General features: G+C 74.7%; 12 protein-coding genes. 7 read left to right on the top strand and 5 right to left on the bottom strand.

Annotated features, from left to right (window positions below; all coding sequences use genetic code 11):
• Positions 1-47: 47 nt before the first annotated feature.
• The 3 genes from ACTMTJ_RS27070 to ACTMTJ_RS27060 all read right to left on the bottom strand — a co-directional run bounded on the left by ACTMTJ_RS27070 (position 48) and on the right by ACTMTJ_RS27060 (position 2,979).
• Positions 48-1,049 (bottom strand): DUF5937 family protein, encoded by a 1,002-nt coding sequence (locus ACTMTJ_RS27070; protein WP_441220733.1) that lies wholly within the window; start codon positions 1,047-1,049, stop codon positions 48-50.
• Positions 1,022-1,339, bottom strand: coding sequence for a CU044_2847 family protein (locus tag ACTMTJ_RS27065; RefSeq protein WP_441220731.1), 318 nt, complete (start codon positions 1,337-1,339; stop codon positions 1,022-1,024). The genes ACTMTJ_RS27070 and ACTMTJ_RS27065 overlap by 28 nt, the downstream gene beginning before the upstream one ends.
• A 104-nt stretch (positions 1,340-1,443) precedes the next feature.
• A complete protein-coding gene (locus tag ACTMTJ_RS27060; RefSeq protein ID WP_441220728.1) occupies positions 1,444-2,979 on the bottom strand; it encodes a hypothetical protein in 1,536 nt (511 codons plus the stop codon).
• A 184-nt stretch (positions 2,980-3,163) separates the two neighbouring features.
• Here ACTMTJ_RS27060 and ACTMTJ_RS27055 point away from each other — a divergent pair, with 184 nt between their 5' ends.
• The 7 genes from ACTMTJ_RS27055 to ACTMTJ_RS27025 all read left to right on the top strand — a co-directional run bounded on the left by ACTMTJ_RS27055 (position 3,164) and on the right by ACTMTJ_RS27025 (position 12,180).
• Positions 3,164-4,657 (top strand): hypothetical protein, encoded by a 1,494-nt coding sequence (locus tag ACTMTJ_RS27055; RefSeq protein ID WP_441220726.1) that lies wholly within the window; start codon positions 3,164-3,166, stop codon positions 4,655-4,657.
• Between the two features lie 3 nt (positions 4,658-4,660).
• Complete coding sequence (locus tag ACTMTJ_RS27050; RefSeq protein ID WP_441220724.1) at positions 4,661-5,080, top strand: hypothetical protein; 420 nt, start codon at positions 4,661-4,663, stop codon at positions 5,078-5,080.
• Positions 5,077-5,646 (top strand): FHA domain-containing protein, encoded by a 570-nt coding sequence (locus ACTMTJ_RS27045; RefSeq protein ID WP_441220722.1) that lies wholly within the window; start codon positions 5,077-5,079, stop codon positions 5,644-5,646. The genes ACTMTJ_RS27050 and ACTMTJ_RS27045 overlap by 4 nt, the downstream gene beginning before the upstream one ends.
• Positions 5,643-6,446 carry a protein kinase domain-containing protein gene (locus ACTMTJ_RS27040; RefSeq protein WP_441220720.1) on the top strand — a complete coding sequence of 268 codons (804 nt, stop codon included), beginning with the start codon at positions 5,643-5,645 and terminating at the stop codon, positions 6,444-6,446. The genes ACTMTJ_RS27045 and ACTMTJ_RS27040 overlap by 4 nt, the downstream gene beginning before the upstream one ends.
• Positions 6,443-8,164, top strand: a complete 1,722-nt coding sequence (locus ACTMTJ_RS27035; protein WP_441220718.1) for a cation:proton antiporter — start codon at positions 6,443-6,445, stop codon at positions 8,162-8,164. The genes ACTMTJ_RS27040 and ACTMTJ_RS27035 overlap by 4 nt, the downstream gene beginning before the upstream one ends.
• The gene (locus ACTMTJ_RS27030; RefSeq protein WP_441220716.1) at positions 8,161-10,068 is read left to right on the top strand and encodes a protein kinase domain-containing protein; all 1,908 of its coding nucleotides are present in this window, start codon (positions 8,161-8,163) and stop codon (positions 10,066-10,068) included. The genes ACTMTJ_RS27035 and ACTMTJ_RS27030 overlap by 4 nt, the downstream gene beginning before the upstream one ends.
• 276 nt (positions 10,069-10,344) lie before the next feature.
• Entirely contained in the window at positions 10,345-12,180 is a 1,836-nt protein-coding gene (locus ACTMTJ_RS27025) for an amidohydrolase family protein (RefSeq protein WP_441220714.1), read from the top strand.
• A gap of 4 nt (positions 12,181-12,184) precedes the next feature.
• Here the strand turns inward: ACTMTJ_RS27025 and ACTMTJ_RS27020 are convergent, their stop codons facing one another.
• Both ACTMTJ_RS27020 and ACTMTJ_RS27015 read right to left on the bottom strand, forming a co-directional pair.
• A complete protein-coding gene (locus tag ACTMTJ_RS27020) occupies positions 12,185-13,246 on the bottom strand; it encodes a hypothetical protein (protein ID WP_441220712.1) in 1,062 nt (353 codons plus the stop codon).
• On the bottom strand, positions 13,243-13,758 hold the full coding sequence (locus ACTMTJ_RS27015; RefSeq protein WP_441220711.1) for a SigE family RNA polymerase sigma factor: 516 nt from the start codon (positions 13,756-13,758) through the stop codon (positions 13,243-13,245). Before ACTMTJ_RS27015 ends, ACTMTJ_RS27020 begins: the two co-directional genes overlap by 4 nt.
• Positions 13,759-13,789: the final 31 nt, after the last annotated feature.

Raw genomic sequence — 13,789 nt, 5'->3', positions numbered from 1 at the left:
CGTGCCCAGGCGCCGCCTCCGGGACCAACGATTCGACCGTGCTGGAATCACCCGCGCTCGGCGACCGAGAGCAGTCCCTCGGCGAGCTGGGTGCGCTGGTAGAGCACCCGCCGCCCGGACCGCCACGAGCGCACCAGGCCGCTGCGCCGCAGCACCGACAGGTGGAAGCTCACCGACGGCGGGCTCTGGCCCAGCTCACCGGCGATCTCCGTGGTCGACCGCGGCGACGCCACGTGCGCGAGGATCGCCGCGCGGCTCTGGCCGAGCAGCGCGCCCAGCGCCTCGCCGGCCTCCCGCTCACCGCGCCCCCACAGCGTGCCGACGCCGCGAGCCGCGTAGACGAGCGTCGCGGGCCGGCCGGGAGCCTTGTCGACCATCAGGTTGGGCCAGCCGAACACCGACGGGAACAGCATCAGCCCGTCGCCGGCCAGGTCGTGGTCGACCGAGTGGCGGGGCTTGTCGATCCGGAGCACCGCCTCGCGGACGCTGACCTCCGGGTGCAGGCCGGACAGCAGCGCGTCGACACCGCCGTCGGTCAGCTGACCCGCCCGGTAGGCCACGTCGTCGCGGAGCACCGCGTGGAGGTGGCGCCAATGCGGCTCGATCGCCGCCGACCAGTACCCCCACAGCACGTCGGCCAGCCGCCGGGCGCCGGCCGCACCCTCGCCGATCAACGCCCGCGCCGGCTCGGGCATCGGCCGGCCCCGCCACACCGCTTCGAGCTCGTGGCGGACGGCGGCCGGGTCGGACTCGGCCACCAGCCGCAGCTGCCCGTCCACGCCGGCGCCCTGGCTCGCCGCGCGGAACAGGAAGTCCGCGACGTAGGCGCGCGCCGGCACCACCGCGGCCAGCAGCTCCATGTCGACGGGCCGCAGGCCGCCGCGGGTCGCCTCCCACCACGGCCGGTGCAGCGGCGAGACCCGCCGGGACGACAGCTGGTACAGGCTCTGCACCACCTCGCCGAGCGGCGAGTAGCCGAACCGGGTGCGGGCCACGTCGGCGACACCCATGCGCAGCTGGATCACGACGGCGCGTCCGATCGGCCCCACTCGACGACCACCCGGATCTGGGCGGTCGAGGCGGCGCGGGCGACGACGAAGGTCGCCTCGGCCGTGACGCTGAGTCCGATCTCGACGGTGACCCGCTCCGGCGGCTCCGCCAGCTCGGCGAGCCCGGCGGTGACGCTGCTCGCCACCGCCTTGAGCCGGGCCACGCCCTGCTCGAGCAGCTCGTCGGAGCGGTCCGCGCGGCGGCCGGCCGGCACCGGCTCGTCCGGGTCGGCCACCTCGAACGGCACGACGTCGCCGGCGGCGGTGCGGATGTCGACGTACTCGGTCATCTGGTCTCCTCACAGGCGGGCCCGGAGTAGGCGCCGCCGGGGCACCCGCGGCGCCGCGGAGGAGGGCTCGTTGCCGGATGCGCGCGCGTATCGTAGCAACGCCGCTACGAGGTGAGCCGCGCGTACATCACGTCGACCGGCAGGGCCGGGTTGGCCGCCGCGTACTCGGCCAGCTCGGCGTCGTCGAGCAGCGCCAGGATCCGGTCGGCGGGCAGTCGCGGGCACGCCGCCATCGCCCTGCGCACCCCGGCGTCGGGGTCACCGGTGAGCCGGTCGACCAGCGCCGGATCGGCGAGCGGGTCGCGGGCGGCGAGCCGCCGCACCGCCGGATCGTCGTCGCCGGCCAGCGCGGCCAGCCCGCCGGTCGGGAACCCCGGCAGCAACGGCAGCCGAAACCTGCCCGGTTCGCGGTACTCGCGGAACACCCGCAGCAGCAGCTCCGGCGGCGCGGCCGGGTGGTGCTGCGCGAGCAGGGCCCGCACACCGAGGTCTGGGTCGTCGGCCAGCGCGGCGACGACCTCGGCCGGGAGGCGAGGGTCGACCGCGGCCCGGCGGCGCAGCAGCGGGTTGACCGACGCGGCCAGCCGCACCGACTCCGCCAGCGGCCACGCCAGGGGATCCGGCTCGCCTTCCGACGCGGTGGTGACGTCGATGTCGATCCGGGCCCGCTCGTCCTCGCTCAACGCGGGATGCGTGGAGACCGCGGTCCGCACGGACACGTCGGGGTCGGCGGCCAGGCGCGCCAGCTGCGACCGGGTCAGGTCGGTGCGCCGGGCGAGGCCGGCGCGGACGTCCGCCGCCGGGTGGGCGAACAGTTCCTCGACCGTCTCCGGCGGCAGGTGCGGGTTGTCCGCCATCGCCGACACGCCGCCCATCAGGTCGCCCGGGTCGGTGGCCAGCACGTGCGCGACGAGCGCCGGCGACAGCCGCCGCCGGTAGACCATCGCGCGGAAGAAATGACCGTTGCGCGGGATGTCCGCCACCTCGTGCACCCGCTCCCGCTCCGCGTCGAGCCGGGCCACCGCCGCCCGCACCTCCGGCGCCGGGTCGCGCGACAGGGCCTGGCGCAACCTCGCGGACTCGCCGTCGGACCGGTCGAGCAGCTCGACGGCGGCGGCCCGGACGAGCGGCTCCGGGTGCGCGGCGAGCGCCGGCACCGCACGCGCGTCCTTGGCCCCCATCTCGAACACCTCGTCGCGCAGCTCGGCCAGCGTGATCATGTTGCGCCGCAGGAACGACACCAGCCGGTCGACCCACCGATGGAACGCGCGGTGTGGCAGCACCAGCACGCGGTCGTCACGGACGAGCTCGCTGACGCGACGCTCAGGATCGTCCAGCAGGCGGAGCCGCACCGCCGGATCGACGTGCACATTGGACGCGATCGCCCCCCGCACCCGCGCCGACGGATGGCGCGCGGCCGCCTCCACCACCGCGGGCGGCAGGTCGGCCCGCCGCCGGAACGCCGCGGGAACGGCGTCGGGGTGCGCGTCGAGCAGGCGCAGCAGCAGGTCGAGCGGCGCCGCGGGGTTGCGCGCGAGGCCGCGGGCGATCGCGTCCCCGGCCGGGCTGTCCAGCCAGTGGTCACCCCGAACGCCGGTCACCCCGCCCGCGCCCACCGCCCACCTGTCCTCCTCGATCACAGCGGCAACATTAGACACTGTCGGGCGCATGACTGTGCGGGATCGAGCTACTTCACACCGCCTTGACCCCGGGCGGACGAGACTGGCGGCGCTTGCGACGCGCGGCTCGTGGCACTGGCGGACGGAACGGGGACGGGGTATGCCGGAACAAGATGTGAGAGGTCGGGGTGACCTCACGCAAGCGTTGCTGGATAACGCAATCTGGTCGGACGAGCTGGTGGCGGAGGCCGGCATCCCGGTGCACGACGTGCCGCTGGTCACGGTGGGCGGGGGGATCGGCTCGTTCGTGCTCGTCGACTACCTGCGGATCGCGGGCGTGCCGAGCGCGGACATCCGGGCACTGTCCAATATCGACCATCCGTGGCAGACGTACGAGTACCTGACGCGGGTCTCACAGATCCCCGGGCCGGAGCGCATCCGGTCGGACTCGTCGTCGCGGCCGGACAACATCTGGGGCTTCCCGTCGTACGCGTTGAGTGAGGCGTGGCGGGAGAAGACCGTGCGGCCGCTGCTGCACGTGCTCGGCGAGCCGATCTTCGCGGACTACTGGACGCCGCGGGTCGGTGCGGTCTTCGCGAGCATGGCCCGCGAGTCGGCGCGCATCGGGTACCCGGAGATGTTGGTGAAGGGTGTGGCCCGGATGGTGCGGCGGCGCGCCGGCGGTGGGTACTTCACGGTGTTGACGCCGCCCCGCGAAGCCGGCCCGACGCGCCGGGTCGTCTACCGGTCCCGGTTCGTGCACCTGGCGGTCGGGTACCCGGGGCTGCGCTTCCTCCCCGACCTCCAGGAGTTCCGGGAGAAGTACGGCGACTTCACCCGCGTGGTCAACGCGTACGAGCCGCACGAGCACGTCTACGAGGCACTGCGCACCCGGCCCGGCACGGTGGTGGTACGCGGTGGCGGCATCGTCGCCTCGCGGGTGTTGCAGCGGCTGATGGACGACCGCGAGCGGTACCGGCTCAAGACGAAGATCGTGCACATCTTCCGCACCTTCGTCGCCGGTGCGCACGGCCCGCACCTGTGGTCGCGGCGCAAGGGCGGCGACGGCTGGGCGTACCAGGGCTTCAACTACCCGAAGTCGGTGTGGGGCGGCCAGCTGAAGGCGAAGATGCGGCGGCTCGACGGCGCCGAGCGGGCCGCGGAGTACAAGCGGATGGGCGGCACCAACACCCCCAAGCGCCGCCGGTGGCAGCAGCAGATGCGCGCCGGCCGCGAAGGCGGCTGGTACGAGGCGAGCCAGGGCACGGTCGAGCGGGTCGAGCCGGCCGCCGACGGCACCCTGGTCAGCCTGGTCGCCGGCGAGGCCGGCACCCGGAAGGTCGGCGCCGACTACATCATCGACTGCACCGGGCTGGAGGCCGACATCGCCGAGCACCGCGTGCTCGCCGACCTGCTGACCAACGGCGGCGCCGGCCGCAACCCGCTCGGCCGGCTGGAGGTCGAGCGGCACTTCGAGGTCAAGGGGACGGCCAGCGGCGACGGCGCCCTGTACGCCACCGGGGCGGCCACCCTCGGCGGATACTTCCCCGGCGTCGACACGTTCCTCGGGCTCCAGATCGGTGCCCAGGAGATCGCCGACGACCTGGCCCGGCGCGGGTTCGGCCGCCGCATTGGCCCGGTCCGCTCCACCGCGCAGTGGGTGCGCTGGGCGTTCGGCCGGCCGGTCCGGGAGGGATGAGAGATGGTGCCCGTGCTGCTCGGCCGGATACAGACCCGGCTGATCCTCCTGCTGGTGGTGGGCTCGGCCGTCACCGCGGTCGTCACGCCGCTCGTCGGTGCCCACTACCGCACCACGTTCGCCGTCCTCGCCGCCGTGGCGGTGCTCGGCGTCGGCTGGGAGCTGCTCTACCACCTGCTCATGCAGTTCCGGTGGGAGAAGGACTGGCCGTCGCTCTTCGGGCTGCTGACCGCGGTACCCGAGGGCGTGCTGCTGTGGCTGCTGCTCGACCGCGGCGCGGTGCCCACAGTGGACACCGCGCCGCCGCTCGCCGCGTACGCGGTGCACTTCGCCGCGGTGTGGCTGGCCGTCTGGCTCGTCGCGAACGGGCCGATGCGGGTCCCGTTCCCGCGCTGGCGCTTCCACGGTGGACGGTTGATATGAGACAGCCCGACCGGAGCGCGCCCTTCGAGGCGGTCCTGCTCCTGCCCGCGTACACGGACGCGCCCACCGTGATAGCCACCCGGGACGAGCCGACCCAGCTCCTCGTCGAGGGCGTGCACTGCGCCAACGGCCACTTCAACGACCCGGCCGTTCCGTACTGCCAGCTGTGCGGCATCTCGATGGCGCAGCTGACCCACGTGACGGTCCTCGGGCCGCGCCCGCCGCTCGGCGTGCTGCTGCTCGACGACGGCGCCACGTTTCGCCTGGACGCCGACTACGTGGTGGGCCGCGAGCCACACCGCGACCCGGCGGTGGCCCGGGGGGCACGGCCGCTGCGGGTCACCGGATCGGCGAGCGGCGTTTCGCGGCAGCACCTGCGGATCACGCTCACCGGCTGGACCGTCCGCGTCGTCGACCTCGGATCGGCCAACGGCACGGTCCTCGAACCGCCCCGCGACCCGCACCCGCGCCGGCTGGAGCCGGGCGTGCCGGCCGAGATCACGCCCGGCACGCGGGTCGCGTTCGGCCTGCGCTGGCTCCGCTACGAATCGCACCGAAACCCATGAACACCACAGGGGAACACATGCGCGGCATCGCCGACTACGAGTTCATCCGGCCGCTGGGCTCGGGCAACCACGGCCAGTACTTCCTCGCCCACCGGCCGGCCCGGCTGCCCGTCGAGGCGGCCGAGGTGGCGGTCAAGGTGCTCGCGGCCGAGTCGACGGAGGTGGCGTTCCGGCGGGCCACCCGCGAGCTGCGGGCGTTCGCCTCGGTGCGCTCGGCGTACCTCGTCGCGCCGTACGACGCGGGCCAGCAGGACGGGGTCTTCTACTACTCGACCGAGTACCTGCCGGGCGGCTCGCTGGCGGCGCCGGCCGCGCCGCTCGACCGGGCCGGTGCGCTGCGGGCGGTGGCACACGCCGCGCGGGCCGTCGCCGACCTGCACGGGGCCGGCGTGGTGCACCGGGATGTCAAGCCCGGCAACGTGCTCCTGCACGGCGGCGGGGCGCGCCTGTCCGACCTCGGGCTCGCGCACGTCTTCGCCGAGGGCGTCACGATCACCGGCATGGGTCCGCTCGACTCGGTGGAGTTCGTCGACCCGGCGCTGCTGCTGGGGGAGCGGCCCCGGCCGGAGCATGACGTCTGGTCGCTGGGTGTGCTGCTGCACCGGGTGGTGAGCGGCACCGGCATCTACGGCACGCTGCCCCAGGACGACGGCCTGCTGGTCCTGCGCCGCGTGGTGTCGACGCCGCCCCGGCTGAGCGACGACCTGCCGGAGCCGGTCGCCACCCTGGTACGCGAGTGCCTCGGCGCCGACCGCCCCACCGCCGCGGCGGTGGCCGAGCGCCTGGAGGGTTCCGGGTGAGCGGGCACGCCCTCGTCCACTTCCTGCTGGCGGTCGCGGCGATCATCGTGCTGGCCCGGGTCTTCGGCGCTCTGGCCCGGCTCGTCGGCCAGCCGCCGGTGATCGGCGAGCTGCTCGCCGGTGTCCTCATCGGACCGACGCTCTTCGGCACCACGGTCAGCGGCTGGCTGCTGCCCGCCGACATCCTTCCGGCGATGTCCGGCCTGGCCAACCTCGGCCTGGTCCTGTTCATGTTCATCGTCGGCTACGAGCTCGACCACGCCTCGTTGCGCGGCCGCGGCCGGATCGCCACCTCGGTGTCGATCGGGTCGATCGCGGTGCCGCTCGGGCTGGGCGTGCTCCTGGCCTTCTGGCTCGCCGGCCGCCACGACGTCTCGGACACGGTGCCGTTCGCCCTCTTCATCGGCGCGGCGATGGCGGTCACCGCGTTTCCGGTCCTGGCCCGGATCCTCACCGACCGCGGCATGGTGCGCACACCCGTCGGCGGGCTCGCCCTCGCCAGCGCCGCCGTCGACGACATCGCCGCGTGGTCGCTGCTCGCCGTCGTGGTCGCCGTCGCCGGCGCGGACACCGCCAACCCGTGGCTGCCGCTGCTCTGCGTGCCGTACGCGTTACTGATGTTCTTCGTGGTGCGTCCGCTGCTGGCCCGCCTCGACGCCGCGCGGGCGCGTGCCGGGCGGCTCACGCCCGACCTGCTCGCCGTGGTGCTGGTCGGCCTGCTGCTCTCCTGCCTGGCCACCGAGTGGATGGGCCTGCACGCCATCTTCGGCGCGTTCCTCTTCGGCGCCGTCATGCCGCGCCGGGCGGACCTGCTGCGCGTGGAGATCCTCGAACGGCTGGAACAAGTCAGCGTCCTGCTGCTGCTGCCCGCGTTCTTCGTCCTGTCCGGACTGCGGGTCGACCTGTCCACCCTCGGCGGGGCCGGCCTGCTGGAGCTCGCCGCGATCCTCGTGGTGGCGATCGGCGGCAAGTTCGCCGGTGCGTACGCGGGCGCGCGGCTCAACGGGGTGGGCAACCAGCCGGCCGGCGCGCTCGCCATCCTCATGAACACCCGCGGGCTCACCGAGATCGTCATCCTGACGGTCGGGCTGCACCTCGGCATCCTCGACGAACGCCTGTTCTCGATGATGGTGGTGATGGCGCTGGTCACCACCGCCATGGCGGGTCCGCTGCTCAACCTCGTCTACCCGCGCCGGATGGTCGAACGGGACGCGCTCGCCGCGCAACGGCCGCAGGCACCGCCGGCCGGCTACCGCGTGCTCGTCTCGCTGCCCGACGGCGCGCCGCCCGACGCCGCGCTGGTCGACCTCGCCGCCGACCTGGCCGAGCGGGGCGCGGCCGCCGGCGGACACGGGCCGGGCGAGGTGGTGCTCAGCCGCCTCGTGCCCTACCCGGCGCGGCCGCTCGACGTGGGCAGCGGGCTGTCCGAGGAGCTGCTCGGGATGACTACCGCGATGGGCGAGCTGGCCGGCCTGGCGGAGTCGGTACGCGCCCGCGGGCTCGGCGCGCCCGTGCTCGCCCGGTTCAGCCGCGACCCGGAGGCCGACCTCGCCGAGCAGCTCAAGGCCATCGAGCCGGATGTACTCCTGCGCGGTGGCGATCCGGTGGAGGTGGTCGCGCTGAGCGCCGCCGGACGCGACACCGTGGACCTTGCCGCCGCCCGTAGCATCGGGGCCGTCCCGCGGGATGGCGACGTGAGCGGAGTGAAGAGCGGATGACCGTAAAGGCGGCGCCCCTGCGCCCCGGCGACCCGCGCCGGCTGGGCCGGTACGAGCTGGTGGGTCGGCTCGGCCAGGGCGGCATGGGCACCGTCTACCTGGCCCTCGACGCCGGCAAACCGGTCGCCGTCAAGGTGATCCGGGCCGACGTGTCCGCCAACGACGAGTTTCGCCGCCGGTTTCGTGGCGAGGTCGAACGGGCGCGGCAGGTGCCGCCGTTCTGCACGGCGGAGGTGCTCGACGCCGATCCCGACCACGAGACGCCCTACCTCGTCGTGGAGTACGTGGACGGTCCCAGCCTCGCCGACGTGGTGACCGAGCGGGGGCCGCTCAGCCCGGCCAACCTGCATTCGCTGGCGATCGGCACGGCGACCGCGCTGACCGCGATCCACGGCGCCGGCGTGATCCACCGGGATCTCAAGCCCAGCAACGTCCTGCTCGCGCCGGGTAGCCCGAAGGTCATCGACTTCGGCATCGCGCGGGCGGTCGAGGCGACCAGCCAGCAGACCCGCACCGACCAGCTGCTGGGCACCGTCGGATACATGGCGCCGGAACGCTTCGGCCCGGACGCGGCCAAGCTGGTCAGCCCGGCCGCGGACGTCTTCGCGTGGGGCGCGGTGCTCGCGTACGCCGGCACCGGCCGCCCACCGTTCGGCGTGGATTCCCCGCCGATCGTGGCCACGCGCATCGTCACCCAGCCGCCCGACCTGGCCGGGCTTGTGCCGCCGCTGCGCGACCTCGTCGAGCGCGCGCTGGCCAAGGACCCGGCCGCCCGGCCCACCTCGCGCCAGCTGCTCGACATGCTGCTGGCTCCCGGCGGCGAGCGCCCACCGGCGGTCGCGGCGGCGCTCGCCGAGCAGCCGGCACTGCTCGCCGCCGCGGCCGAGGCGCAGGCGGCCACGGCACAAGCGCCCGCGGGGCAGGCGCCCGCGGCGCAGGTGGGCCACGACACCACCCGGTTGGCCGGTGGCACACCGGGCGCCACCCCGGCTCCGCTTTCCACCCCGGCTCCGCCTCCCACAGCGGCTTCGCTCCCGGCACCGGCACCGGCACCGGCACCACCGCCGCCGGCACCGGCTCCGCCACCGCCGTCGGCGGCACCGCCGGCGCGTGCCGGCGGGCGCGGGGGCAGGTTCGCCAACGTGGTGCTGGCGGTGGCGGCGCTCGTCACGTCGCTGACCGTCGCCGGCATCGTGACCGGCGTGGTGCCCCTGCCCGACCGCGACGACACCGGCGCGCTGCCGACGCCGTCCGCCGCCGTGTCGCAGAGCGCCGGGGCGACCCCGACCCCGTCCGCCAGCTCGCCCGCCGCGACACCCTCGGCGACGCCCACGCCCTCGGTGTCGGCCTCGCCCGGGCCGCGGCTGCTCCGCGACCCGCTGACCAAAGCCGGGCTGTGGCAGCCGCGCGAAGACGTGCAGCAGCGCACGACCTGCGCGTTCGACGGCGCGCTCGTGGTGACCCGCGAGAACACCGGGCCGTACCGGTGCCCGGGGCCGACCGGTGCCTACACGAACGTCGCCGCCGCGGTCGACGTGCGGCTCCAGGCGCCGGGCAGCTGCGCCGCGATGTGGTTCCGCTTCGCCGCGACCTCCGGCTACCTGGTGCGGGTCTGCGCGGACGAGATCGAGCTCGCCACCCACGGCGTCGGGGACGGCGCCACCGTTACGGTGCTGCACACCATGCGGCTCACCGAGCCGATCCCGCTCGACACCGCCACCCGGATCGGCGTCTCGGCCCGCGGCACGACCCTCGCCGTGGAACGCGACGGCGAGCGGGTCGGCACCGTCGAGGACAGCACCTTCACGCAGGGCCGGGTCGTGCTGGGCATCTTCCCCGACGCGGGCGACGAGGAGCCGCCGTTCCGCGTCGCGTTCGCCAACGTCGAGATCCGCCGCCTCTGACCGGCGGGCGGGCACCGCTTGCGGCCGGCGGCTCGCCAGGCGAGCCGAATCCCGGCCGTCGGTCTGAGTGGTGAGCTCGCTGGGCTTGTCGCGCGGGCCTGGCAGCGGAGGTCGGGGATTTCGGCTCGCCCTGCGAGCCGCCGGCCGCCGCGGTCTCCGGCGGGAGCGGTGGTCCGCAGGTGACGCGGACCCGGGAAATGTTGGTCTGAAGGAAGGGCGTGCGGGTGATGTCGAGGGTCGGCCCAGTCGGCGCGACGGTCTCTTTCGTGACAATCGGTGACCATCGAGCCACACCCCGCGTACGCTCGTGCCTGCCACTTCTCGCCGCCGGGGGTAGCCGTGGAACCCGTCGTCGTCGACTGCCACAGCCACGTATTCAACGCCGAGGACCTGCCGATCGACGGGTTCGTCAAGCGGCGGCTCACGCCGCTGCCCTCGGTGCTCACCGGCGTCCTCTCGCTGCCGCTCGACCGGCTCACCGCCTGGGCCGCGCCGGGCTCCAAGGAGGCCGAGCGCCTGGCGGCCCTCATCGCCGCGCGGACCGGCGGGCTCGAAGGCCTGGCGGAAGTCCCGGAGGCGGAGAGCGGCCAGGAGCTCATCTCCGACGAAGAGCTCGACGCGCGTCTGGTGTCGATGTGGCCGCTCGCCGAACAGCCCGCCGGCGGCGTCCTGGAAGGAGTCCCAGCCGATACCGAGACGCTGCTCGCGGACCGGCTGGCCGGCGCGACACCGGAGCAGCTGGACGAGCTGCGGGCCTGGCTGGAGGACGCGGACGACGCACCCGCGGGCGTCGCGCCGCCGCCCGCCCCGGGTGACGAGGGGCTCGAGGGCATCTCCGACCTCTTCGGGCTGGCCCGGTCGGTCAAGGACGCCGTCCACCGCTATGTCGCCGCGCTGCGCCTGGTCACCCGGCACCGCTACCTCGTCGCCGCCGAGGTCGCCGCGACCTACCCGAGCGCCCGCCTCTTCGTGCCCGCCCTCGTCGACTTCGACCGCACCGCCCGGGACCGGCCCTCCACACCGGTCGCGAATCAGGTGACGATCCACTCTCTGGTGTCCAAGCTTTCGGTCGCCGGCGGCATCCCGGGAGCGCCGGAGGTGCGGATCCACCCGCTGGTGGCGTTCTGCCCGTACCGCGAGATCGAGTGCTCCGAGCTCGCGACGTGGGACGTCCTCGACGGCGCACCGAACGGGTACGTGCCCTACGCCGACCCGGCGATGGCGACGGACGGCGACCGCTACCACGACGGCCTCGTCTACCGGCGGGCGCGGGCGCGACGGCTCACCGTGCCGTCCGGGCCCTGGTCCTCCGCCCGCCTCGACCTGGACGGCGTGACCCGCGCGATCGACATCGTCCGCCACGCCGTCGAGCTGGGCGGCTTCGCCGGCGTCAAGCTGTACCCGCCGTCCGGCTTCCTGCCGCTGGGAAACGGGGCCCGTTTCGGCGAGCGGGTCGGGCTGAAGCTCGACGCCGCCCTCCGCGCGCTCTACGCGTACTGCTCCGCCGAAGAGGTGCCGATCCTGACGCACGCCGCCCGCAGCAACGGGTTCGACAAGGGCTACGACGAGCTGGCGTCGCCGGCCGGGTGGGCGGGCGTGCTGAGCGAGTTTCCCGAGCTGCGGCTCTGCTTCGGCCACTTCGGACATCTACAGGGCGTGGGCGATCCGGGAAAACCCACCGCGACGAGCTGGCCGGCCCGCTTCCTGCGGCTGATCGACAGCTATCCACACGTGTACGCGGACGTCGGCAACTCCCGCTACGCCTACGACGACGACTACCGGCGGCGGTTCGACGCGTTCCTCGGCTGGGCGCTCGGCGGTCCGGACAGCGGGGACCCGACCGGCCGCAAGCGCCGCCGGCGGATCATGTTCGGTTCGGACTACTGGATGAACACGCTGGGCCCGGGGCACCACGACGCGCTCACCCGGTTCCGCGACGGGGTCGAGAGCGCGTTCGGCGCCCGCGCGCGCGACGACTTCCTCGGCCACAACGCGCTGCGCTGGCTCGGTTTCCGGGACGAGGACGACGCCGTCCGCGCGGACGGTCCCGCCGTCACGAGGCTGCGGGCGTTCTACGCCGACCATCCACTGCCGTCATGGCTCGGCGGTTGAAGCCCTACGACTCGTCGAGCAGCCGGGTGAGCTCCGGGCCGCCCTGGGACACGACCGGGTCCTTGCCCCGGCCGGGGTAGGAGAGGACGCGCCGGCACCCGTCCAGCTCGACCTGCACCTCGCCGTACCCGCCGCCTTGCGGCATCAGCACCGCGAACCGGCTGGCCGGCCCGGTGCACGGCTCGGCCGGGCCGGTGGTCGACAGCGCCGCCTCGATCAGGTCGCGCCGCGGCTGCGGCAGCACCCGGCCGCGCGCGAAGTCTCCGGTGGGAAACGTCCTGCCCCGCTCGTCCGCCGAGACGTGGTACTCGCAGAGCCCGACCGTCGCCGCGCCGGCCAGCGGCCGGCCGGCCGGGCCGGGGCGCGCCGCCCGCCGCGACTCGATCCACACGTGGTCGCCCCAGGTCGCCTCGCAGCGCGCGGCGGCGGGCTCCGGTGCCAGGTGCGCGTCGTAGACGCGCGAGTCGACGCGGGTCAGCTTCAGCGCCGTGATCGCCTCCTGGACCTCGGCACGCGGCTTGCCGCACGGGGTACGCGGAGGGCTGGGCCGCACGAAGTGGCCCGCCGAGTCGACGAGCGCCAGCCACGGCCAGCTGATCGCCTCCAACGTGCACGCGACGTCGCGTCCCGGGGTCTTGGGAAGATCGGGCAGCCGCAGGGCGGCGACGAGCGCCGCGATGTCCGTGCCGCGGTACTCGTTTCCCACGACGGGACCGGTGCCGCGCCCCTCGCCGCGGCAGATGACCACCGACGCCGGCACGAAGTCGGCCGGCAGGCGCGGGAGGTCCATCATGCCCCTCACGTTGCCCGGCGGCGGCTTGGGCGCCTGCTCGGCGCAGGACACCCACACGCCCGGCTCCGGGCTGACCACCCGGTCGGGCGCGGAGTCCCGCGCCCACACGGCGGCGGAACCGACCGAGACGGCGAGGACCGCCACCGCGGCCAGAGCGGTGGCCCGCCGCCGCCGGCGCCGCCCGGCCGCGGCCACGACGCCGTCGGCCGTCGCGTACGTGCCGGCCTCCTCGGCCAGATCGGCGAGCGCCTCGGTGAGTCGGGTGGTGGTCACGGGGTCACCTCCGGTGCCAGGTCGGCGAGCAGGTCCGGCGCCAACGCGCGGAGCCGGGCGAGGGCGTCGTGGGTCTGCGACTTCACCGTGCCGACCGAGCAGCCCATCGCCTCGGCGGTCTGCGCCTCGGAGAGGTCCTCGAAGAAGCGCAGCACGACCACCGCCCGCTGGCGGGGCGGCAGGGCGGCGAGCGCGCGGCGCAGGCTGATCCGCCGGACGGCGGCCTCCGCCTCGTCGGCCGGGCCGGGCAGGTCGCCGGCGGCGGCGTCGCTGACCTCGACGTAGCGGCGGCGGCGCCAGCGGGAGGTGCGCTCGTTGACCATGACCCGGCGCACGTACCCCTCCGGGTTGCCGCCCTCGACCACCCGCCGCCAGTGCGCGGCGGTCTTGGCGAGCGCGTGCTGGAGCAGGTCTTCGGCGAGCGTGTGGTCGCCGGTGAGCAGGTACGCGGTGCGCGACAGCGCGGGTCCGCGCGCGACCACGAACTCGCGCAACCCCTCGTACCGGTCCATGAGCGCCCCCTTCGCCCGGATAAACGCCGCG

Source organism: Phytohabitans sp. LJ34 (genome assembly GCF_052068095.1).
In the GTDB taxonomy this organism is placed as follows: Bacteria; Actinomycetota; Actinomycetes; order Mycobacteriales; family Micromonosporaceae; genus Phytohabitans.
Note: the sequence above shows the minus strand (reverse complement) of the source record. Positions and strands in the feature narration are given on the sequence as shown.